Source organism: Antrihabitans stalagmiti, from assembly GCF_016482825.1.
Lineage (GTDB): Bacteria > Actinomycetota > Actinomycetes > Mycobacteriales > Mycobacteriaceae > Antrihabitans > Antrihabitans stalagmiti.
Genome location: NZ_JAEMNV010000002.1, coordinates 503671 through 526462, shown reverse-complemented (window position 1 = coordinate 526462; position 22792 = coordinate 503671). Strand labels below are relative to the sequence as shown.

Annotated in this window: 14 protein-coding genes; 8 read left to right on the top strand and 6 right to left on the bottom strand. The window is 64.3% G+C overall.

From position 1 onward, the window contains the following. Positions 1-11: 11 nt before the first annotated feature. On the bottom strand, positions 12-191 hold the full coding sequence (locus JGU71_RS06755; RefSeq protein WP_199703250.1) for a hypothetical protein: 180 nt from the start codon (positions 189-191) through the stop codon (positions 12-14). Then, positions 188-2017: a type VII secretion AAA-ATPase EccA gene (gene eccA, locus JGU71_RS06750; RefSeq protein WP_199703249.1), complete on the bottom strand. Its 1830-nt coding sequence runs from the start codon at positions 2015-2017 to the stop codon at positions 188-190. The genes JGU71_RS06755 and eccA overlap by 4 nt, the downstream gene beginning before the upstream one ends. Positions 2018-2200: 183 nt before the next feature. Between eccA and eccD the strand changes: the two genes are divergently transcribed. From eccD to eccCa, 3 genes are all read left to right on the top strand, one after another. Then, complete coding sequence (eccD, locus tag JGU71_RS06745; protein WP_233528811.1) at positions 2201-3712, top strand: type VII secretion integral membrane protein EccD; 1512 nt, start codon at positions 2201-2203, stop codon at positions 3710-3712. Then, on the top strand, positions 3709-5148 hold the full coding sequence (gene mycP, locus JGU71_RS06740) for a type VII secretion-associated serine protease mycosin (protein ID WP_199703248.1): 1440 nt from the start codon (positions 3709-3711) through the stop codon (positions 5146-5148). The genes eccD and mycP overlap by 4 nt, the downstream gene beginning before the upstream one ends. 85 nt (positions 5149-5233) lie before the next feature. Continuing rightward, entirely contained in the window at positions 5234-9283 is a 4050-nt protein-coding gene (gene eccCa, locus JGU71_RS06735; protein WP_199703247.1) for a type VII secretion protein EccCa, read from the top strand. Positions 9284-9337: 54 nt separating this feature from the next. Here the strand turns inward: eccCa and JGU71_RS06730 are convergent, their stop codons facing one another. Next, positions 9338-10714 carry a MinD/ParA family ATP-binding protein gene (locus tag JGU71_RS06730; protein WP_443623735.1) on the bottom strand — a complete coding sequence of 459 codons (1377 nt, stop codon included), beginning with the start codon at positions 10712-10714 and terminating at the stop codon, positions 9338-9340. Positions 10715-11198: 484 nt separating this feature from the next. Between JGU71_RS06730 and JGU71_RS06725 the strand changes: the two genes are divergently transcribed. Together JGU71_RS06725 and JGU71_RS06720 are read left to right on the top strand one after the other, a co-directional pair. Continuing rightward, positions 11199-12002 (top strand): S-methyl-5'-thioadenosine phosphorylase, encoded by an 804-nt coding sequence (locus tag JGU71_RS06725; protein WP_199703245.1) that lies wholly within the window; start codon positions 11199-11201, stop codon positions 12000-12002. After that, complete coding sequence (locus JGU71_RS06720) at positions 12002-13057, top strand: NAD-dependent epimerase/dehydratase family protein (protein ID WP_199703244.1); 1056 nt, start codon at positions 12002-12004, stop codon at positions 13055-13057. The genes JGU71_RS06725 and JGU71_RS06720 overlap by 1 nt, the downstream gene beginning before the upstream one ends. A 31-nt stretch (positions 13058-13088) precedes the next feature. Here the strand turns inward: JGU71_RS06720 and JGU71_RS06715 are convergent, their stop codons facing one another. Then, positions 13089-15185, bottom strand: a complete 2097-nt coding sequence (locus JGU71_RS06715; RefSeq protein ID WP_199703243.1) for a cation:proton antiporter — start codon at positions 15183-15185, stop codon at positions 13089-13091. A 95-nt stretch (positions 15186-15280) separates the two neighbouring features. On the opposite strand from JGU71_RS06715, the gene JGU71_RS06710 reads away from it, so the two are divergent. After that, on the top strand, positions 15281-16093 hold the full coding sequence (locus JGU71_RS06710; RefSeq protein ID WP_199703242.1) for a serine/threonine-protein kinase: 813 nt from the start codon (positions 15281-15283) through the stop codon (positions 16091-16093). A 21-nt stretch (positions 16094-16114) separates the two neighbouring features. On the opposite strand, the gene JGU71_RS06705 is transcribed toward JGU71_RS06710, so the two are convergent. Continuing rightward, a complete protein-coding gene (locus JGU71_RS06705) occupies positions 16115-17560 on the bottom strand; it encodes a neutral zinc metallopeptidase (RefSeq protein ID WP_372433115.1) in 1446 nt (481 codons plus the stop codon). A gap of 75 nt (positions 17561-17635) precedes the next feature. On the opposite strand from JGU71_RS06705, the gene JGU71_RS06700 reads away from it, so the two are divergent. Beyond that, positions 17636-20011 carry an FHA domain-containing protein gene (locus JGU71_RS06700; protein ID WP_199703241.1) on the top strand — a complete coding sequence of 792 codons (2376 nt, stop codon included), beginning with the start codon at positions 17636-17638 and terminating at the stop codon, positions 20009-20011. Positions 20012-20020: 9 nt separating this feature from the next. Here the strand turns inward: JGU71_RS06700 and JGU71_RS06695 are convergent, their stop codons facing one another. Then, on the bottom strand, positions 20021-20713 hold the full coding sequence (locus tag JGU71_RS06695) for a hypothetical protein (RefSeq protein WP_199703240.1): 693 nt from the start codon (positions 20711-20713) through the stop codon (positions 20021-20023). A 169-nt stretch (positions 20714-20882) separates the two neighbouring features. Here JGU71_RS06695 and JGU71_RS06690 point away from each other — a divergent pair, with 169 nt between their 5' ends. Continuing rightward, entirely contained in the window at positions 20883-22661 is a 1779-nt protein-coding gene (locus JGU71_RS06690) for a hypothetical protein (RefSeq protein WP_199703239.1), read from the top strand. The last annotated feature ends 131 nt before the right edge of the window (positions 22662-22792 follow it).

The window sequence follows — 22792 nt, the reverse complement described above, 5'->3', positions numbered from 1 at the left end:
CGCGGAGCGGATCAGATCCGCTTCGCGTTGCCGCCTTCGGTGCGTATCTTCGTCGCACGGTTCTGGGTGGTGGCCACAATCGGCGCGTGCCGGACCGTCTGTGCGACCTCGACCCGGTTGTCTTCGGCAGCGCAGATCGACGCGAGCGCAGCAGCGTCTTCGGTCACGAAGTTGTACTCGCGCTTGATCATTGGGCGGTGCTCAGCATTCCGAGTACGCTCTCCAACGCGTTGCGCATGTCGACGGCCTCGATGCGCATCAGCGTGTGCTCGTCGAGTGTGGTGAGATCGATCGAATCGTCTGCGGTGAGCCTGTATTCGCGCTCTTCCTCCGCAGTCTCGACGACGTTACGGATGAAGCGACCGTTGCCTGCGAGGTCGATGCCACGCCTCGGTGCCCCACTTTGGTCGATTCGTTCCTGCGCGTACAACGGACGGCAGGCCTCGATGAGCAACGCGAGCGCGTCGTCAGATATATCCGAATCACGGGCCGTCGCTATGACTTTGCCGATCTGGCCTAGCTCCTCGGGAGCATAGGAGTCGAACCGGACGCGTTTCGCGAAACGCGACGCAAGACCGTCGTTGGCTGCGAGAAAACGATCGATCTCGCCGTCGTAACCAGCGATGATGACAACAAGACGGTCGCGGTCGTTCTCCATCCGTGCCAACAGGGTGTCGACCGCTTCACGACCGAACGCGTCGCCGCCGGACAGGCCGGTTTGAATGAGGGTGTATGCCTCGTCGATGAACAGCACGCCGTCCATCGCAGAATCGATCAGCTTGGCCGTCTTGATCGCGGTACTGCCAAGATGCTGGCCGACGAAGTCCTGCCGCTTCACCTCGACCACGTTGTCGGTCTTGAGCAGGCCGAGGCCGCAGTAGATCTTCGCGACCACGCGCGCGATCGTGGTCTTGCCGGTGCCGGGCGGCCCGGTGAAGGCGAGGTGCAAGCTGCGTGGACTGCTCGCCATTCCTTTGTCCGCGCGGACCTTGGCAAGCGTCGCCGAGGACTGCAACTTGGCAACCTGAGTCTTGACGCTTTCGAGGCCGATCTGCCGATCGAGTTCGGCACGCGCAGCAGCGAGAATCTCCGCGGCCTTTTCGCCGAGATCCTGACGATCGAGATCGTCCTGCGACGGCGTCGACGCCGGATCCCAGCGATCGGTACGTGCCTCGATCAGTTCCTTGGTGGTGACGACGAGCCGGAACTTCGGGTCGCGCAACGCTTTTGCGTTCGCCTCGAAGTTCGGCTCCTGAGAATACAACTGCTCGAACACCGAACGCGCGTCGTCTTCGTGGCCAGTCTCGCGAAGGGAAAGACCGCGACAGAACATCGCGTCGATGCGGGCCGAAGACAGTGGGCCCGCCTCCGCCAATTCCAGACGTCGGATGGCCTCGCCGAACAAGCCGAGCTGCGCGCACGCGGACCCGACCATCACATGCGCGCCGGTTGCCAAGTATTCGTCGTCCCACTCGGCAGAGCCGGCGAGATTCGACATGACGTCGGGCCAGCGTTGGGTCGTGAAATGCAACACACCGCGCACATAGGCGCAAATGCGGTCTTCCGCTTCACGATCGACACTCTGTACCGCGCCGGAGACACGATGATGAGCGAGCTCGTTCAACAGCTGCTCGGCTTCGTCGTATTCGCGTTCGGAGATCAGCTGCGCTGCCTGCGCCAGCCAGATCTGCGTGAAATCGGTCAACGGATAGTCGATGTAGAGCCCGGGGGAGAACCGGCCGCCGAGTTCACCTCGCTGCAGGCCCAAGCGGCGCTGCTCACGGAATAGGGTTGTCCGGCTCGTCTTGTGCAGGTTGAACAGCACTTCGCTGGTGACCTCGCCCGTCGCGGCGCGGCCGAGCCAGGCGTCGCACATCCCCGGATCCCACTCTGTCGCACGCAGAAACGCGAGTTTGGCGTAGGTGAGATCGCGCGGCGATTCCTGGCCGTCGATGGTCAGGCCCAGCGACAACACGCCTGCATCGAAGGCGCGTTGCGCTTGGCGAATGTCGGTCATCGAATAGTCCCCCCGGAGCCCCATACGTTGAGTTCCTGGGTAGCTTACCCAGCTTCAGCCGTCGCCGACGTCGACCGGGGAGGTGGTTCGGGTACCTCACACCCGTTGCCGAACCGAGGCGGAGAACGGCAGTCGGCTATATTTCTTGGTGTCTTCATCGAGGGGCTGTCGTATTCATCGGCAATGAAGCAATTTGGGGGTTGGGCTGTCGTGATGCCGCAAGTAGAGCCATCGGGTAGCGAACTCGGCGCAATTTCCGAGCCGGAACTGAGCCGGGTTTCCATTCTCGGCGGTAATACCCAGCTCGATATCGGCTTGCCGTCGTCCGTACCGATCGCCGTGTTCATGCCCGGTCTCGTGAGCCTCATCGAGTCGCGAAATCCAGACCTGTCAGAGCACGACGACGGCGTCGACGAGAAAGCTCAGCATTGGACGCTGGCACGGCTGGGCCAGGATGCCATCGCGCCCAACAAGACGCTGACCGACGCCGAAGTGTTCGACGGCGAACTCCTAGTTCTTCGCCCCGTCGCTGCCAAAGAAACGCCTGCGTTGTTCGACGACGTCATCGACGCGGTATCGCAGTTGAGCGCCAGCGCATTCCGGAGTTGGTCCCCGTCCTCGGCACGGTGGATGGGCTTCTTCGCCTCTGTGCTCGCTGTCGTCAGTGCTGGTGTCCTGCTCGGAACCGCAAAGTCGCAGAACGCCGGCGCTGCAGCGGCGGGTATCGCGTTGCTAGTCGCGATCGGCGCATTGATCGCCGCGACGATCGCCGCGCGCATGTACGCGGCGCCCCTCACCTCGACGGTCCTGTCGTTGTGTTCGGTGATTCTGATCTTCGTCGGCATCACACTGGTCGTGCCGAACGGAATCGGCAGTGCACACTTACTTTTGGGATTCACAGCAACCTTGCTCGCGGCGATTGTCGCCTATCGCATCACCGGTGTCGGCGCGACGATGGTCGCCGCGACGGCCACAGTCTCGGTGTTCGGCGCAATCGCGTCGTTCGTCGTCATGGTCGAAGGACCGGCGCTGCGCGGTGTCGGCGCTGCGATGATCGCCGTTGCGGTGCTGGTCATTTCGATGGCCCCTCGACTCGCGATCGCGTTGGCGCGGCTCCCGCTGCCGCCGGTCCCGACCGCCGGTGGCGCCATCGATCCACTCGATCACGAACAGCGTCCAACCGTTGAAGGTATCGGGGCGATCGGTGCAACCGCACTGCCGTCCGCCTCGAAGCTCGTGCACCGCGCACGTACCGCGAATCAGTTTCAGTCGGGCATCGTGATCGGTGCGATGCTCAACGTCGTCCTCGGCGCCGTCTTGGCCGCCGACCCGTTCGGTGTGTCTAGGTGGCAAGGCGTCACGTTGGCTGTCATCGCGGCCATCATCCTGTGCCTGCGAGGCCGGTCGTTCGCGGACCTCACGCAGGCGAGCACTCTCATCGGTGGCGGCTGCGTCGCGTTCGTCGCGCTGATCCTCGCGCTCACGCTCGGTGACCGACTCGACCTCGTACCCGCGGCGGTGCTCCTGCTCGTCTTTGCAACTGCCGCGATGCTTTTCGGTGTAGCCGCTCCGACTGCGGACGTCTCGCCAGTAGTCCGTCGCTTCGGCGAGATAACCGAATACATCTTGATCGCGATGATCGTCCCGCTGATGTTCTGGATCATGGACCTCTATTCGGTCATGCGGAACCTATGAGTCAGCGGTCGACCCGGCTGCGTCGAGCAGGCGGTCCGGCACGATTGGCGACAGTCGTGCTGCTCGTCGGCGTCAGCCAGTTGGCTTCGCCCGCAGGTGCTCAGGCCGTCGAACCACCGGTCATCGACCCGGGGGCCTTCGTCGCGGACGCGAAGGTCGGTCCGCTCGATGTCACCGAGAAGAAGACCTTCTGCGCGGAACCAGTGCTGTCCGGCGGAACCGACGTGAGTGAGCCTCCGCCAGGGCATCGACTCGTCGACATCTCCGCTGCCTGGCAGTTCAGTCGCGGCGCGGGCCAGAAGGTCGCTGTCATCGATACGGGGGTCAACAAGCACCCGCGCCTGCCCGGTCTACAGCCGGGCGGGGACTACGTCGCGTCGGACTCCGACGGCACCGTCGACTGCGACGGGCACGGCACCCTGGTCGCCGGCATCATCGCCGCGACCCCGAGTCCGGCAGACGGTTTCTCCGGCGTAGCACCAGAGGCCCAGATCCTCGCGATTCGCCAGTACAGCGCGGCTTACGAACCGAAAGACACGCAGAAGCCGATCCCCGGTGTGCTCGCGAGCGCAGGGTACGGAAACGCGCAAACCATGGCGTCGGCCGTAGTTCGAGCTGTCGAACTCGGCGCGACGGTGATCAACATTTCCGAAGTCGCGTGTGGCACGGCCGGTGCAGATCTGGGCGACGCCGCGTTGGGAGCAGCGGTGAAGTTCGCGTACGACCGTAACGTCGTCGTTGTCGCAGCGGCAGGCAACGTCGACAGCGACACCGCCTGTAAAGACCAGAATCCGCCGCCGCTCGGGTCCTTCGCCGGGGATCCCGATTGGCTGACAGTGCGGACAGTTGCCACACCCGCGTGGTTCTCGCCCTACGTCCTGTCGGTTGCCTCCGTCACCAAAGACGGCATGCCCGCGCCCTATTCGCTGAGCGGGCCGTGGGTTGGGATCGCAGCACCCGGTGAGGACGTCATCTCCCTCGACAGCAAACCCGGCGGAGTCGGCTTGATCAACGCTCAGCAGGGCGAGGGTGGTTCCACGGGTCCCTACTTCGGTACAAGCTTCGCCGCGCCCTATGTCTCCGGCCTCGCAGCGCTGGTCCGTTCGCGCTTCCCTGCGCTCGACGCGCAGCAGGTGATGGACCGCATCACGCGGACCGCGCATGGGCCCGGCGCAGGCAGGGACAACCAGATCGGAGCGGGTGTCATCGATCCGTTGGCCGCCCTCACCGCAGCCATTCCCGAAGAACCGGTGAGTGTCGGCGCCGACGACTCGCTCCAGATCGCAGCACCGGATTCCGGTCCATACGTCGATCCACGACCGAGACAGTGGGCCACGATCGGATCGCTGATCTGCCTCGGACTACTCGTCCTCGGCGTCGCGATCTCCATACCGTTCCGGCGTGAAGGAAAGCTCACCGAGGACACCGACTATTGACGGAGCTCGACGCTGATCAGTTGGTATGTCCAGATGAACGTCCGAAGATTTCGACCGAAAGACTCGACCGCGCGGGGGGCGACGAATGGCTACAGAGGGATTCGTTCGAAGGCCACGTATAGCGCCGCCTCGAGCACCCGGTGGCGAAGTCAACCTGAATCCGCCGCCGGAGATACCACGCCCGATTCCGGGCGGGCTGATGATGAAGTTGCTTCCCGTCGTGATGATCGTGGCGGTCGTCGGCATGATGGCGTTGTTCTTCTCGTCGGGGCGGCAAGCCTTCTCCAATCCGATCACGCTGATGTTCCCGATGATGATGCTGATGTCGATGGTCGGCATGTTCGCCGGCGGCGGCCGTGGCGGAGGGAAGAAGGCAGGCGAGCTCAACGAGGAACGCAAGGACTACTTCCGCTACCTCGACCAGGAACGTAAAGACGTTCGACGGACCGGCAAAGCGCAGCGGTCCGCACTCGAATGGAGTCACCCCGAACCCGCCGATCTGCAGTCGCTCATCGGTAGCAGGCGAATGTGGGAACGCCGGCCGAACGATCCCGATTTCGGTCACGTGCGACTCGGCGTCGGTAGTCACCGACTAGCGACCAGGCTCGCTCGTCCGGAGACCGGACCACTCGAAGACCTCGAGCCGGTGTCCACGGTTGCCCTGCGGCGTTTCGTTCGGACCCACTCGGTAGTGCACGGCCTACCGACCGCGATCTCGCTGCGTGCGTTTCCTGCGATCAACATCGAAGGTTCGCGCGATGCAGCGCGTATGTTGATGCGCTCGATGCTGATGGAACTGTGCACCTTTCACGGTCCCGACCACGTGTTGGTCGGCATCGTCACGGGTGATCCCGACAGCGAAGCGTGGTCATGGGCGAAGTGGTTGCCGCAGCTGCAGCACCCGAGTGCGCGCGACGGTATCGGGTCGGCGCGCATGCTGTACCAGTCGCTGAGCGAGTTCGAAGAGGCGATGTCGGCCGAACTGCTCGAGCGTGGGCGTTATTCACGAACTGCACCACCGACGCAGGGGAGGGTCCACCTCGTTGTTGTCATCGACGACGGATTTGTCAGTGGTACAGAGCGTTTGATCAGCGACGCCGGTCTGGATTCGGTGACGGTCATCGACCTCACGGCTCCGCAGACCGGACTGGCCGTCCGTCGCGGTTTGCAGCTCGTCATCGACGGCGACATGATCGCCGCTCGCAGTGCGTCCGGCATCGAGAAGTTCGCGACAGTGGACACGGTGACCGTTCCCGAGGCCGAATGCTTCGCGCGCGACATCGCGCGATTCCGCGTCGCGACCGCAGCGCAGATCGTCAGTCTCGGACACGTCAGCAAGACCGACCCCGGCCTGATGTCGTTGCTGCGCATCACCGATGCGGCACAGATCGAGCCGTCGATGGTGTGGCGGCCACGCAGTGCCCGTGAGCGCCTGCGTGTTCCGATCGGCGTAACCCCCGACGGGACGCCCGTCGAGATCGACATCAAGGAGTCCGCCGAGAACGGCATGGGTCCGCACGGCCTCTGCATCGGTGCGACGGGTTCGGGTAAATCGGAATTCCTCCGTACCCTCATTCTGTCGATGGCCACAACGCACTCACCCGATTCGTTGAACCTCGTGCTCGTCGACTTCAAGGGTGGCGCAACGTTTCTCGGGATGGACTCACTGCCGCACGTCGCTGCGGTGATCACCAACCTCGAAGAAGAGCTCTCGATGGTCGACCGCATGAAGGACGCACTGTCCGGTGAGATGAACCGGAGGCAGGAGCTGCTGCGGTCGGCAGGCAACTTCGCCAACGTCACCGACTACGAGCGTGCTCGCGCGAGTGGAGCTCCACTCGATCCACTGCCCGCACTGTTCATCGTCGTCGACGAGTTCTCCGAGCTGCTGTCCCAAAAGCCGGACTTCGCCGACCTTTTCGTCGCAATCGGCCGTCTCGGTCGCTCGCTGCACGTGCACTTGCTATTGGCATCGCAGCGTTTGGAGGAAGGCAAACTTCGCGGCCTCGACAGTCATCTCTCGTACCGAATCGGTCTGCGTACCTTCTCCGCATCGGAATCCCGTGCAGTACTTGGTATTCCGGATGCCTATCACTTGCCGAGTGTGCCCGGATCGGCGTACTTGAAGAGCGACGCGGCAGATCCCCTGCGCTTCAACGCAAGCTACGTATCCGGACCTTACGTCTCGCCGCGCGGATCGACTCGCGTCGGTGGGCGCTCTGTCGGCGGTGTGGAACCGACGTTTTTCACCGCCCAGCCTGTCGCGCAGCAGAATCCACATCGGCCAGCACCTGTCGACGACCTGCCGAGCTTCGAAGAACTGCTGAACGGCGGCCCGAGCGAACCGGAGGTGCTGGAAGGGCGGAATCCGTCAACGCTGCTCGACGTGGTGGTCCAGCGGCTCACCGGGCACGGTCGAGCAGCGCACGAGGTCTGGCTGCCACCGCTAGACGAATCACCGACGGTCGACATGTTGTTGCCCGACCCGGACTGGCAATCCGAGGTCAACGTGCACGGCCAGCTGTGGATGCCGATCGGCGTGATCGACAAGCCGTACGAGCAACGCCGCGACGTTCTGACGATCGAAGTGTCCGGCGCGAAAGGCAACGTTGCCGTCGTCGGCGGTCCGCAGTCGGGTAAGTCGACGGCGCTCCGCACGATGATCATGGCCGCGGCTGCTACGCACACCCCGGAACAGGTTCAGTTCTACTGCTTGGACTTCGGTGGCGGCACGCTCGCCCCGATGGCTGGAATACCGCACGTGGGTTCGGTTGCCAGCCGACTGGAAAGCGACCGGGTTCGACGCACGGTCGCCGAGGTGACGACGCTCATGCGGCAGCGAGAGGAACGTTTCCGCGAACTCGGTGTCGAATCGATGCGCGACTTCCGGCGTCGCAAAGCAACTTTGGCGATGCTCGCACCGCAGGATCGAATCAACGATCCGATTGCCAGCGATCCGTTCGGCGACGTCTTCCTCGTCATCGACGGCTGGCCGGTGATCCGCAGCGAGTTCGAATCGCTCGAGCCGCAGATCAATGCCATTGCCAGCCAGGGGCTTTCGTACGGCATTCACGTCATGGTTTCGGCGTCGCGCTGGGCGGAGATTCGGCCGGCGGTCAAAGACCTCATCGGCACCAGACTGGAACTACGGCTCGGTGACCCGACGGATTCGGAAATGGGTCGTAAGGCAGCGGTGCTCGTCCCAGTCGGTCGTCCCGGCCGCGGTCTCACACCCGAGCAGCTGCACATGCTGATGGCACTGCCCAGGCTCGACTCCGATTCGACGGCGGACACTCTGTCCGAGGGCATCACCGATGCGAAGGAAAAACTGATCGCGCTGTACGAGGGGCGATCGGCTCCTGCGGTGCGGATGTTGCCACTGCAGATCCCACGCGAAGACGTCATGGCAACAGCACGTCGGGCAGGCATCGAACTAACGTCGACACGTGTGGTCATCGGACTCGGCGAGGCCGAACTCGAACCGATGGTTCTCGACTTCGGAGCGCAGCCGCACTTCCTCGCATTCGCCGATGTGGAGTGTGGCAAAACAACATTGCTGCGCAATATCGTCGCCGGCGTGACCGAGAACGGTCGCCCAGAAGACGGCAAGGTAGTGCTGCTCGACTACCGCCGCACGATGCTCGGCACCGTTCCCGACGAATATCTCGCCGGGTACGCGACGTCGTCGCAGACCGCAGGCGGACTGATCCAGGGTGTTGCCAATTACATGAAGGAGCGGCTGCCCGGCGCCGATGTCACCCAGCAGGAGCTTCGCGATCGCAGTTGGTGGAGCGGTCCGGAAATCTTCGTCATCGTCGACGATTACGACATGGTCGCCACCGGTGCAAGCAATCCGCTGCAGCCGCTGCTCGAGTACCTACCGCAGGCTCGCGACATCGGCCTCCACCTCGTTGTCACCCGCCGCTCCGGCGGCGCAGCGCGGGCACTGTTCGATCCGATACTCGGCAGGATGAAGGAACTGTCCGTCGACTCGATGATCATGAGTGGCCCACGCGACGAGGGTGTACTGCTCGGCAATGTCCGACCCTCGAAGATGCCACCCGGTCGCGGCACGTTCATATCGCGAAGCAGGGACCAGGAGTTGGTTCAGGTTTCGTATCTGCCGCCGCTGTAGACCTGGCAATCGTGAAGAGTCGCACCCCCTGCGGGGCGTGCGACTCTTCACGATCTACGAACGGGGCGGTTGCTGCCGATCGAAATCGTCGGAGATGGTCGCCGCGATTTCGACGAACGATCGGCTCGTCGCCTTGTGAAGACTTGCCAAATCTACTTCGGCACCCTCTGCCAAATGATCGTCGAACTGCATCACGTGGACCGCGCGGCACCTCGCGAGAAAGTGCTGGCTCAGTTGCTGGATATCGACGTTCGGCGCACCCGGGCGAGCCGAATTGAGGACGACCACAGCGTTTCTCACCAGATTGTCGTACCCGTGCAGGGTCAGCCAGTCCAGCGTTGCTGAGGCACTGCGCGCGCCGTCGATCGCGGTCGAGCTGACCAGGACCAACGTGTGGGTCAAGTCCAATACCCCGGACATCGCCGAGTGCATCAGTCCGGTACCGCAATCGGTCAGGATGATGTTGTAGAAGCGATGCAGAATCTTGGTGACGCCGCGATAGTCCTCCTCGCTGAAGGCTTCCGACTTTGCTGGATCCCGTTCACTCGCAAGAACTTCCAGCCTGCTCGGCGCCTGCGACGTATGCGCGCGAACATCGGAGTACCGGAAGATCGACGGATCTTGGAGAAGATCGCGGACGGTCGATCGTGTCTGCAGTGGAACACGCTGTGCCAACGTGCCGAAGTCGGGATTGGCGTCCACGGCGATCACTCTGTCGCCGCGCAGTGACGCGAACGTCGAGCCGAGCCCGATCGTCGTTGTGGTCTTGCCGACGCCGCCTTTGAGCGATAACACAGCAATTCGGTAGTCGCCGCGGACAGGCTGCCTGATCCGGTCCACGAGTGCGCGGTAATACAGGTCGTCCGATGAATGGCTCGGGTTGATCGCACCGCCCGACATCTGGTGCAGCGCTCGTCGCCACCCGGCGTGTGACTGCCTTCTGGCGGTCCGAAGCATCCGGACCTCGTCGATCGACGGCGCTTGTTGCGGCGCGCTGTTGTACATCCCGGGCGCCGGCCTGCCGTACTGCTGCGGCGGCTGCTGATAGTTCGGTGGCGCTGACCATTGCTGGTTCTGCGGTTGCTGCTGTGATGCCGCAGGAGGTGGCGCCCATTGTTGGGGTTGCTGGGGCGGCGGCGGCGACCATTGCTGCGTGCGTTGGAGCTCCGGTGGCGGTGGTTGCTGCGCGAAAGGTGGCTGCTGCGGAGCCTGCGGAAGCTGTTGCGGCGGGGGAGCCCACTGCGGCTGAGGCGGCGCAGCGGTGTTCGGCGGCGCCGATGGAACCGCAGGCTCGACCGCTCGAATATCGGCCTCGGGCGCCGCCAACGCGTGACGTGGGCGTTGCTCGAGTGGTGCGTTGTGCGGTTCTGCGGGCGCGACGGGTACGGGTACGGGTGGCGATGGCGACAGCGACGGTAGGCTATCGGGCATCGATTGGGGCGGTGGGCTAGGTGCTGCGGCCGCGCGACCGTACACGAACGGACCGGCTTGCTGCTGCGCAGACGTGGGTGCCTGTTCGGGAACGCGTGGTGCGCCCATCTCGTTGCTCTGGGCGGCTTCGGGTTGCGGTATCTGTCGATACGCCGGTGGCTGCAACTCTTGGCCGGACGGTCCTTGCAGGTCAGAAGCGTAGCGACCGCCAGTCGCTTGCGGTTCGTCGAACGAGGAGAACGTTCCAACCGGCAGCGGATCGTCGCCCGCGTCATCGTGTGCCACTGGCGTCAACCATGGCGGCAGCACCGGCAGATCTCTCTTGTCGCTGCTCAAATCTCCCCCCAACCGTCGACAATAGATCCATACGACTCGAGTCAGTTTACGCGGAACGGGCGCGTCGTTCGCACGTCGACCGCCGATGGGACGCCCTGAGACCCCTGCGGCAGGCCCGAAAAGTTGACCAACGGGCACAATCGATGTCATGCCTAGTGATGCCTCGACGTCGACGCCGACCCTCGCCGTCATCGGGGGCAGTGGGTTCTACGATTTTTTCGGTGCCGGCGCGCGTGAAGTGGTGGTCGAGACGCCGTACGGGCCGCCGAGTGCGCCGATCACGATCGGTCGGGTAGCGGAACGCGCCGTCGCCTTTCTGCCGAGGCATGGTCGGTCGCACGAGTACGCACCGCACACTGTCCCGTATCGGGCGAACCTGTGGGCATTGCGGTCGTTGGGCGTGCGTCGGATCTTTGGGCCGTGTGCGGTCGGCAGCCTGACCCCCGACCTCGGTCCGGGCAGCATCGTTGTTCCCGATCAACTCGTGGACCGCACCTCGGGCAGGCCCCAGACCTTCTTCGACAAGGGCGCTGTCCATGTCTCGTTCGCCGATCCCTATTGCGCGGAATTACGTTCTGCGCTTGCGCAACCCGGCGTCGGCGACGGTGCAACCATGGTGGTCGTCGAGGGTCCGCGATTCTCCACACGTGCCGAAAGCCGTTGGTTCGCTGCTCAGGGTTGGGAACTGGTGAACATGACCGGCCATCCCGAGGCGGTCCTCGCCCGCGAACTCGAAATGTGTTACGCCGCTGTGGCATTGGTGACCGACCTCGATGCCGGCGTCGAGGTGGGAGGCGGCGTCCACGCTACCGACGTCTTCGCGGAGTTCGAGCGCAACATCGGCCCGTTCAAGCAACTTCTCGCCGACGCGATCGCACGTGTCGAGGGCGACGACACGTGCGCGCAATGTCGAGTACACGATGGTGTCGTCCTTCCGTTCGAACTGCCGTGATGCGGATACTGCTGACCGGCGCCGCCGGATTCATCGGAGCTCACGTGGCGACGGAGTTGCGTGCCGCGCAGCACGAGGTGATCGAGGTCGATGCGCTGCTGCCGTCCGCCCATCCGGCGGGAAGCGCCCCGGATGGGTTGCATCGCATCGATGTTCGCGACGCCGATGGTCTCGCCGAGGTACTGGTCGGCGTCGACGTGGTGTGTCATCAGGCGGCTGTGGTCGGCTCCGGCATCGGACCCGACGATGCGCCCGCCTACGCAAGTCACAACGACTTCGGCACGGCGGTGTTACTCGCCGCGATGCATCGGGCAGGGTGTGCGCGACTCGTACTGGCCTCGTCGATGGTCGTGTACGGCGAAGGTCGGTACCGGTGTGACACGTGCGGAATTGTCGACCCGCTACCACGAACGCCAGACGATCTCGACGCAGGTCGCTTCGACAACAGGTGTCCGATCTCGGGGGATGCGACCAGTTGGGAACTGGTGCCGGAGGACGCTGCTCTGCGTCCCCGAAGCACCTATGCCGCAAGCAAAGTGGCGCAGGAGCACTACGCTTCGGCGTGGGCTGCGGCGACCGGTGGCAGCGTGACGGCATTGCGCTATCACAACGTCTACGGCGACCTGATGCCCTCGGACACACCGTATTCCGGCGTAGCGGCGATGTTTCGGTCGTCGGTCGCCGCGGGAAGGGCACCCGCCGTCTTCGAAGACGGAGCGCAAACGCGTGATTTCGTGCACGTCCACGATGTCGCTGTAGCGAACCGGCTTGCGATCGAAGCAGCACTCAGCGGGTTCGATGCGCTGAATGTGTGTTCGGGACAACCCATTACGATCGGCACGGTTGCCGACATCCTGGCAAAGACCAAAGCCGGACCCGCCCCCGTCGTGACGGGGCAGTACCGTCCCGGCGACGTGCGGCACGTGGTTGCCGACCCCGCGCGCGCCTACGACCGGCTCGGTTTTCGTGCGACAACTCGTCCTGCCGATGGGCTCGCCGCCTTCGCCGATGCACCGTTGCGAGCGCGTGCGGCCGAGTCGATCCCTTCGGTGTAACTGCGGAGCAGGGTGACTACGACGCAGGCTCCTATCGCGTCGCGATATGTGCGTCGACGATCGCGGTGATCTCTTCGCGGACACTGACTTCGGACCCGCCGAGCCGGTCGATGACACGTGCGGCCGCGACGATCGCGTCGCCTTCGGGTGCCGACCACTCGGTCGCGGACACCACCTCGACGGAGGTGTCCAACGACTCGAGCGGTTCGAGGGCATAGGTGAGTTTGCGGCGCGCCTTCGACCCGGCGTCGGTCGCGATAGCCGTCAACGCCGTTCGGCTGTTCGTCGCGGCGCGGGTTGCGACAAGGACGGCTCGTCTGCCGTCGGCCGATCCGTCGTCGCGCACGAATGCCGTGCCGTTCGAAACGGCCACTGCCGCTTCGCTACCCGACACGAACCAGATCTGCGGCAGTTCCGACGACATCACCAACACGGTCGTGCGATCGAGTGCGTCGAAGGCCTCCTTGTTCCGCCGGGTCCACTCGGCGCTGAGGACGACGACCTCTGCCTCCGATGTTGTGAGCTGGCGAAGAAGATCGGTGCCGGGAGCCGAGCTGAACCTGCACAGCACGCGTACCCGCGCGCCGCCGACACTGGTACGTGCCGCGAAGGTTTCGAGTTCCTCGACGGCCTGAGCCATCCCGGCGAGGTCGGGTAGTCCGGCACCGATCTCCAGCCCCGAGTTGTCGGCTGCAGGCAGGAATCGGGAGATCAGAATCTCGGCGTGACGGCCTGCTGCGGCAGCGTTGGCGAGGTGCAGCATCCGTTCGGTCGTGACGCCGGGCGGACCGTCGACGACGACCAGCACCCGGTAGAGCTGCTCGTCGCCGAGAGCAGCCTTCGCGGCGGCTTCGATGTCTCGCTGAATAGCTTTCTCCGGATATGCGATTCGCAGTAGCGGTTCCGCGAGCGCGGTCGTCACCAGAGCCATGATCACCATCATCGTGAACAGTTCGGTGTCGAGGACGCCGAGTTCCTTGCCGATCGACAGGATCACCAATTCGGTGAGCCCGCGGGTGTTCATCAGAATCGCGATCGCGGAACTTTGCTGCCCAGGCATGCGCTGGGACCGGGCGCCGACGTAGGCGCCGATGAACTTGCCACCGATCGCTACGGCGAGGATCAGCAGCAGTTGCCACGCAGCGCCCGCGGTCAGCCCGACGATGTTCACGCCGAATCCGGTGACGACGAAGAAGATCGGCAGCAAAAGCAGGACGCTGATCTGTTCGAGCTTTTCGAGCACTTCCCGCGTCATCTCGTGCGCGTTGTCGCGCGGCATGATGGCGCCGAAGACGAAGGCACCGAAGATCGCGTGGATGCCGATCTCCTCGGTGATCCATGCGGACAGGAGTACTCCGACGAGGACGACTGCCAACATGTCGGGAGTGACCCGGCCTGCCTTGTTGTACCAATCGACAAGGCGGGCGAGGAGCGGGCGGACAACGCCGAACATGACGGCGGCGAACAACGCAGACAGGGCGACGATGCGGACGACCTCGAAGGGGCTGCCGCCCTTGACGATCGCGACGACGAAAGCCAGCAGCGTCCACGCGAGTATGTCGTCGATCGCTGCCGAGGCCAGAGCAAGCACGCCGACCGTGGTGCGGTGCATCTTGCGATCGGCGAGGATGCGCGCAAGGACGGGGAATGCGGTGATCGACATGGCGACGCCCATGAAGAGGGCGAGCGCGAGCAGAGAGACCTCTTGGGTCTTGTCGTCTTCGAGCGTCACGGTGTCGTGCAGCGGATGCAGCAGCAGCGTTGCCGCGGCGCCGAGCGCGAACGGCACGACGATCGATGCGATCGAGATGCTGCCCGCGGTTCGCTCGCGACCACGTATCAGTTTGACGTCGAGTTCGAGACCCACGATGAACATGAACAAGACCAAGCCGAGCTGGGCAAGTATCTTGAGTGAGGGAACGACGTCAGGGGGAAAGAGGTGGGTGTCGAGATTGCCGGGCAGTGCGCCGAGCAGACTCGGTCCGAGCGCGATGCCGGCAACGATCTCGCCGACCACAGCCGGTTGGCGTACGGCGCGGGCAAGTCGGCCGAAGAGTCTGGCGATCACGATGATCACCGAGACATCCAGAAGTACGTAACCGAAAATCTCCGCCGCGCTATGTTCCACGCACAAGAGTTCACCATGACGAGCGTTCCGAATCCATTCCAGGCTTCCGGTTCTCGACGGAAATCCGGACCCATACACGATCCGAGGTATCGCTAATGCCGGTCGACGCGGCAATACCAGCAGCAATTGCGGACTATCGCATTCTCGGGTTGCTCGGCGAGGGCAACCACGGCCGCTTCTATCTCGCGGAAGCGCCTGAGCGGCTTGGCCTTTCGGACGGCCGCGTGGCGCTGAAGGTCTTCGCGGGCCAAGTGAGCGAGGACGCCTACCGCCGTGGCGTTCGTGAACTGCGCGCCTTTGCCGCGGTGCGCTCGCCCTACCTCGTCCGAATCTACGACGCTGTCCTCGAAGACAACTTCCTCTACGCGATGGAGTACTTCCCACTCGGCTCGCTGGCCGCGCCGACACACCAGCTGACTCGTGATCAGATTCTGCGCGCACTCGTCGACGCCTCTCGAGCTGTGCACGAACTGCACGAGGCAGGCATGGTGCACGGCGATATCAAGCCCGGCAACGTGATGGTCGACGAAAACGGCGGCAAGCTCTCCGACCTCGGTTTGGTGCGGGTACTCAACTCGTCGAACACGGTGACGAGCATGGCGCCTGCGACCTCGGTCGAGTACCTCGATCCCGGCCTGCTCTACGGCGATACGCCGTCGCGGGCATCGGATATCTGGGCGATCGGCGCAACCCTCAATCGTGCGCTCAGCGGCGAAGGGCTTTACGGCGAACTTCCTGTCGGGCAGCCGATGCTCGCGATCCGCGCTGTGCATTCCGGCAAGTCCCGAATCTCGGCGAAGCTACGTCCTGAGGAAGCCGAGTTCGTTGCGTCCTGTCTGGCCAAGCCGGGCATGCGGCCGCGAACCGCCGCCGAAGTTGCGGATCGAATTGCGGCACTGATCCGCTGAGGGCGGGCTGTTCGACCTCAGCTACGCGTACCGCCCGCACGCCTCTTCGCCGCCGAGTACGCCGGTACGAAATGCGTCGACACGTGAGAATCCGCTCGGTACCGTGTCGCCGTTGACATCGCTGGCGGCAATGCCGTCGGTCAGCAGCCCCGAGACAGCTTCGTCGAGATCTCCCGGCGACAGCCGGAACGTGTCTGCGGTTGGATTGTCGGTCGGTGATCCAAGGACAGCCGTCACGTGTCCTGACAGGCAGGCCGCACGCAGGGCCGTTTTCGGGTCGGTGAGCGAGTCACCGTCTTCCTTCTGCTTCGCGAGTGTGTAGCGAGAGGCGAAGACGACGTAGGCGTTGTAATCACCGGTGACCGTGACGGGCAAGCCGAGGCCGTCGCCGGAGTCCATCGTCATCGGCGTTCCGCGCTTCTTCAGTGACGGCAGGTCGACGCCCAACGTGTTCGACTCCGGGCAGTAGGACACCGGGTCGGTAGCCTTCGCATCCGAGCAGCCGATATCGGAGCCGGAGAAATCGACTTCGGGAGTCGTCGCGACCGGCAGAATCAATTCCAGTGCCTTGGTGAAGGATTCGAGAGTGTCCTCGGTCGGAGGTAGCTCGCCGGACTCGTCCTGCTCGAACATCTGCGGCAGATCTTCACGACGCATCTCCAGCTCGCTGAGGTCGATCTTTCCGCAAGCCGATGGTCCGTCGGTGAAGCCGATCTGAACGGCGGTCACCCGTTCGAACGCCGAACCGTGCACAGCCGAGCGAGAGTTCGGATCGCTGTCACGAATCGAAACAGTCGCAGCGAGAACGGAGTTCAAGCCGTCGGAGGTGTTCATCGTGAAATGTGCCGCACGACCTTCAGCGACATGGCGCATGAAGGCGCCACCGAAGCAGTCCGCCTGTTGCTCGGCGACGATGATTTCGTCGCGCCTGTTGCCGACCAGGTTGGCCTGGTCCTGGATCGCATGACCGTACTCGTGGGCAAGCACCATCACGACGGCAATATCGGAGAACTGCTCCTCGATCGCGGGCAGCAATACCCCTCTGTCCCAGGCGATCTTGCGATCGAGCGGGCAATAGGCTGCGTTCGCAACGCCTCTCGTCGATTCTTCGCAGAACTCCTCGCGGTTGTTGCGATCGCTCGCGTCCCAGGAGAGGTAGCCGTCCACCGGCTCGAACTGGTCGCCGAAGTACTTGGGGTACTCCTCTTTCCAATAAGCTTCGATGTCTTCGAGCGCGCTGAGCGCCAGCGTGTCGATGGCGCCGTCGTCGGCGTTGTCGGCAGTGAGCGTCGGTGCGGGCGCGCCGGGCCTGAGTCCGTTCGGGCCCGATGTCGTCGGAAGCCCCGCAACGCGGAACGGGTCCGCGTAGATGGAGACGGGGGTTCCGTCGAGTGTGCTTGCGCAGCTCACGACGACCGCGGCGGTGAGGCCGAGCAGCGCGCATCTGATGGAGCGACCGAGGTTCACGGGAAGGGAGTTTATGTTAACCAGTCGTGTTCTGTCAGGGGTGCGCGGCGGCGGCATCGAATAGGATCCGCAACTATGAGTACACCCGCGATTGCCACCATCACGATCCGCGTCGACGGCGTGGACCGGGTGTGCGATTCGCGCAAGGCGGTGACCATCGGCCGTGCGCCGGAAGTCACAGTGTTCGTGGACAATCCGCTCGTATCGCGGGTCCACGCGGTGTTGACCTGGCAGGGCGGCTGGGTGCTGACCGACCGTGGGAGTACCAACGGAGTCTTCGTCGACTCGCATCGTCTGACGCAACCGCTTCGGATCGATCGGCCCATCCAGATTCGGCTCGGTGACGCGACGACCGGACCGCTGATCGCTCTGGTTCCGCATGCGCCGGGTGCCGGACGTCGGCCGACGCCGCAACCGCCGCAGCCGCACGTGCAGATGACGATGCGGGCAAGTACACAGGCGTTGCCGCCGGTTCGGCAATCTCGAACCGATCTGCCGGTCAGCCTGCCGAGTCGCATCCCGGCGGGCGGTCTCACGATCGGGCGGACCGCGGAGAACTCGATCGTCGTCGACGACGTGCTGGCATCTCGGCGCCACGCACGGCTCGTATCGACACCTCAGGGTCTCGGGATCGAAGACGTCGGCAGCGTCAACGGCACCTTCGTCAACGGCGCCAGAACGCAGAGAGCCATTCTGCGCGAAGGCGATACGGTCACCATCGGCAACATCGACTTCGTCGTCGACGGTGGCACCCTCCGGCAACGCGCGCGGGGCGCCGCCGAATCGGGTCTGGGTCTGCACGGACTCGGATTCGTCGTCGAAGGAAACAAGCAACTGCTCGTCGACGTATCGATGTCGGCGGCGCCGGGATCGCTAACGGCCATGATCGGCCCGTCCGGCGCAGGAAAGTCGACGCTGGCGAAGATCATCGCCGGGATCAATCGCCCGTCGGGTGGTGTCGTCAACTTCGAAGGCCGGAATCTGCACGCCGAATACGAAGCGCTGCGCAGTCGCATCGGCATGGTGCCGCAGGACGACGTGCTGCACCGCCAACTCACCGTTCGACAGGCGTTGCGATACGCCGCGGAGTTGCGGTTGCCGCCGGACACGACCTCCGACGACCGAGCGCGTGTGATCGACGGCGTCCTGCGTGAACTCTCGCTCACCGAGCACGCGGACACACGCGTCGATCGGCTGTCCGGTGGACAACGCAAACGAGCATCGGTCGCACTCGAACTGCTGACCAGTCCGTCACTGCTGATCTTGGACGAACCGACATCGGGCCTCGACCCTGCACTCGACCGGCAGGTCATGGTGATGCTGCGCCAACTCGCCGATGCGGGTCGCGTCGTTCTCGTTGTCACCCACTCGCTGACCCACCTCGATATGTGCGACCAGGTTCTGCTGCTGGCGCCCGGTGGGAAGACGGCCTACTGCGGACATCCGAAAGGGGTCGGCGCTGCGCTCGGTAGCTCGGACTGGGCCGAGATCTTCACCAGGGTCACCAACGATCCGGATGGAGTGTTCGCGGCCTACCGCGCGCGGAACCCGCATCTGACCCCACCGCCACCGCCGCGGTACGGCCCGCCGGGACAACCCGCGCACACCAGTACGAGCAAACAGATCTCGACGGTGGTGCGACGCCAGTTCCGGCTGATCCTTGCCGACCGTGGCTATCTCGCATTTCTGGTGGTCATGCCGTTCGTTCTCGGTGTGTTGTCGCTGGTCGTTCCCGGAAAGAACGGCTTCACCCGATCCGACCCCGAAACGTTGACCGAACCTCAGCAGATCATGACGCTGCTGATTCTCGGCGCGTGCTTCATGGGCTCAGCCCTGTCGGTGCGTGACCTGGTCGGCGAACGCACGATCTATCAGCGCGAGCGTGCGGTCGGATTGCTGCCCTCGGCATACCTTTTCGCGAAGATCATCGTGTTCTGTATCGCCGCGTTCGTGCAATCGATCGTTCTCGTCGGCATCGTGCTCGCCGGTAAGAAGGCGCCCGGCCCCGGATCGGTTCTTCCGTCCGGAAGCCTCGAATTGTTCATCGACATCGCGTTGACCGCCTGCTGCTGTGTGATGGTCGGCCTGCTGCTGTCCGCGCTGGCCCGCTCGAGCGAGCAGGTCATGCCGTTGCTCGTCGTGACGATCATGGCTCAACTGGTGATGTGCGGCGGTCTGATTCCTGTGACCGGTCGCGTTGTGCTCGATCAGTTGTCGTGGCTGTTCCCGGCGCGCTGGGGCTTCGCTGCAGGCGCGTCGACGATCGACTTGAAGAACCTGCAGATCGATCCGAGCAAGACGCTCCCGGATGGCTCGACCGTGTCGGTGGCTAAGCCGGATTCGTTGTGGGAGCACGGTGCCGGGATCTGGTTCCTCGACGTGTGGATGCTCGTTGTGCTCGGCTGTCTGCTTGCGGCTCTCACCTTGGCGCGATTGAAAGCGAAATCGTGACGGCAAGCGTCAGCCGTTCTTGCCGAACTTCTCTGCAGCTGCCTTCCACACCGCCGTCGCGTCGGCAGTGTCGAGATCCCCGGAATTGGTGAAAACCAGTACCAACGCAAGAGAATTGGCGCGCCCGACGACCGTGAGACCGGACGTCGTCTGCTGCCCTCGAGTACGTACCTCGGAGAAGCCGATCACCTCGTCGAAGCCGGCCTGTTCCAGGGCTGACGTCCGCGCGAGAATCGACTTGGCCCGACCCGAGGACGTCTCGAATTCTGTTTGCGCGCAAGCGGACAGATACTGCGTCAGGTCGTCGGTCTGCGCTGGATTGCTGGCGTGAACGGACACCGTGAACGCTTGGCCGTTCGGCCCCGACCCCTGCGCGCCGGTCCAGCGGGAGCCACCGTAGATCACGTCGTCGGCGGCGCGGGTGCTCGTTGCGTCCACAGCACAGTCCTTCGGCGAGATGTCGCGAATGTCGGCGTGCCGGTCCTCGCGCGTCGGTTGCCTTGCGGCGTCGACGATTTCCCAGTTGTCGAACACCGGTAGCGGAAGATCGAGCTGATCGATCAACCGTTCGCGATAGGGCCCGTCGGGTGCCTGACTCGCCGTTCCAGGGATCGGCGCGGACGTGCAACCGCAGGCAACGGCGGCAAGAGCCAACGCACCGGCCGTGAGGACGGTTGCGCGGGTCGGAGCAGGTCGATGCATCGAGTCCTCGATCGCGGACGGGTACGGGTGCGGAATCGGCTGCCGCAACTATAGGTCGACGCCGTCGGTATTCGTCGTAACAGTCGGGGTGTGCATGGTCCTGCTCGATCGGGCAAGATACGGAGCGGGGTAGCCCTTCGATCAGGGTGTCGGGGAAACAGGGGGAACTTTGTCCGAAAGCGTTGGCGCGGTCCATCTCGGGTGGGATGTAGTCACCGTCGCCGCAGGCGGTGGCGGTAAACCCACTACCTTGCTCATGGTCGACGGACAGGCGACACCCACTGCACAACTGCTGGCCGATGCGTCAGGACAACTGCACACCAGCGGTGTCGATGGCGGCCGAAGCGATATCGGCCCTGCGATCGCCGATGTGCGCGACATCCTCGGGCACAGCCGCATCGTCGTTGCGGGTGCGACCTGGCCCGTCGACGCGGTGTTCGGCGCCCGGTTCCACAATCCCGTCGCGGCAATACGGGCTTACCTCGGCGGCACCCCCGATGTGCTCGCGTTGCCGTACCCCGACAGCTGGTCCGAGCAGTTGGTCGACTCCTACGCCGAGGTCGTCGAATCGATCGGTATTGCCGTCGAACCGATCCCCGAATCGGTAGCCCTCGCAGGCTACGTCCGCGAACGAGCGATCGTGGACAACGAGATCGGTGCAACCATCGTCTATTCGGACGGTCGGTCGCTGCTGGTCGTCGCCGTACACGCAGACGGGGCGCGCCCGACCGCATCCGTCGATGTAACTCTTCCTCGCGACGCGCACAACGACTCGCGCGCAGCCGATTCCGTTGTCGAGGACGTAGTTGCCGCTGCGCGGGACATCGACGCCGATTCGCGGCAAATCGTGCTGATCGGCAACATCGTCGACAACGAACGGCTCCGGTTCGCATTCCAGAATCACTTCGGTCGGCGCCTCGTCGTTGCCGCGGAACCGTTGCACGCCATCGCAATCGGTGCCGCCGCGCTGGTCGCCGGGGCGAGTGAAGAGAGCGAGGAGAGGATCGGCCCGCCCGCGAACGACGACCTCACAGTTCGGCACGCCGTTGTGATGCCGGAACCGTCGCGTGCCTTCGGCGCACCGTCGCCCGCCGACCATGGTGCGACCGTTCGCCACGTCGCGGCGTCGCATCGTCAGCCGAGCATGTGGGACGACAGCGGTCCGGCGCGGCTGGTCGAACCGGTAGTCAACGGAGTGCGCGCGCATGCGATCACGTTAATCCTCGCCGGTGCTGCCCTGGTTGCCCTGATCGTGGCGTTTCTGGCGTTCCGCTGGTTCACCGAACCCGAACCGCTGTCTGCCGAGGACACGCGCGCGGCAGTTGTTGCCGCGATGCTGCCGTCCGACGAATTCGACGGTATGACCGCCAGAGAAATCGAGGACGGCATCGTCGCTGTCACAACCGGCACCGAACTCACGTCGATGGCCTGCGGATCGATACCGCTCACCGCCAAGGAAGCGACCGGCGCGCGAGCGTCCGCCGAGCAGTCGTTCGAGGCGCCGCAGAACAGCCCCGCTGACGGCGACGGCTACCGCGCGGGCGACGCACTCTCACTGCGCGCGATGTACTACGACCCGGACACTGCCGACAGCGTGATGTCGGCAATCCTCGGCCGGGTGCAGGACTGCCCGAACGGCGCAGCGAACGACCTGCGCTACGTCGTCGCGGTGCCCTCGAACGGTGAGGATCCAGGTCCACCGCTGCAGGCAGGCTCGACGCCAGAACGGCAGAAGCCCTCCTTGGACGCACACGGTGGCGACCGTCTTGCCTGGCGCGGATTGTTGCCGAGGGCGGATTCGACGATCGGCAGGGTCCAGCACGTGACCTGCCTGGCCGATCGCACCGGCGACATCGTGCTGCGTGCGTGTGGCACGAGCCTCGAGACGCGACGGGCGGACGAGCTCGCCGAGTTGGGAATCAGCAGGTTGCTCGAACGCAACCGCTGAGGTCGGCGGCGTGAGGGGAGCACTCACTCCGGTGGACGGGTGCAGGGGCGCCCTCGCGTTGGTGCCGGCGACGGTTTTGACCTGCTCGGACGATCGCGTACCCTGGCTTGTTGGCGTACGGTACGCCGGGT

Excerpts from the sequence above, each read along its gene's own strand:
- JGU71_RS06695 (WP_199703240.1), bottom strand. The coding sequence starts at position 20,713 with ATGCATCGACCTGCTCCGACCCGCGCAACCGTCCTCACGGCCGGTGCG.
- JGU71_RS06700 (WP_199703241.1), top strand. The coding sequence starts at position 17,636 with ATGAGTACACCCGCGATTGCCACCATCACGATCCGCGTCGACGGCGTG.
- JGU71_RS06730 (WP_443623735.1), bottom strand. The coding sequence starts at position 10,714 with ATGCCCGATAGCCTACCGTCGCTGTCGCCATCGCCACCCGTACCCGTA.
- JGU71_RS06720 (WP_199703244.1), top strand. The coding sequence starts at position 12,002 with ATGCGGATACTGCTGACCGGCGCCGCCGGATTCATCGGAGCTCACGTG.
- eccD (WP_233528811.1), top strand. The coding sequence starts at position 2,201 with ATGAAGCAATTTGGGGGTTGGGCTGTCGTGATGCCGCAAGTAGAGCCA.
- JGU71_RS06725 (WP_199703245.1), top strand. The coding sequence starts at position 11,199 with ATGCCTAGTGATGCCTCGACGTCGACGCCGACCCTCGCCGTCATCGGG.
- mycP (WP_199703248.1), top strand. The coding sequence starts at position 3,709 with ATGAGTCAGCGGTCGACCCGGCTGCGTCGAGCAGGCGGTCCGGCACGA.
- JGU71_RS06710 (WP_199703242.1), top strand. The coding sequence starts at position 15,281 with ATGCCGGTCGACGCGGCAATACCAGCAGCAATTGCGGACTATCGCATT.
- eccCa (WP_199703247.1), top strand. The coding sequence starts at position 5,234 with ATGGCTACAGAGGGATTCGTTCGAAGGCCACGTATAGCGCCGCCTCGA.
- eccA (WP_199703249.1), bottom strand. The coding sequence starts at position 2,017 with ATGACCGACATTCGCCAAGCGCAACGCGCCTTCGATGCAGGCGTGTTG.
- JGU71_RS06755 (WP_199703250.1), bottom strand. The coding sequence starts at position 191 with ATGATCAAGCGCGAGTACAACTTCGTGACCGAAGACGCTGCTGCGCTC.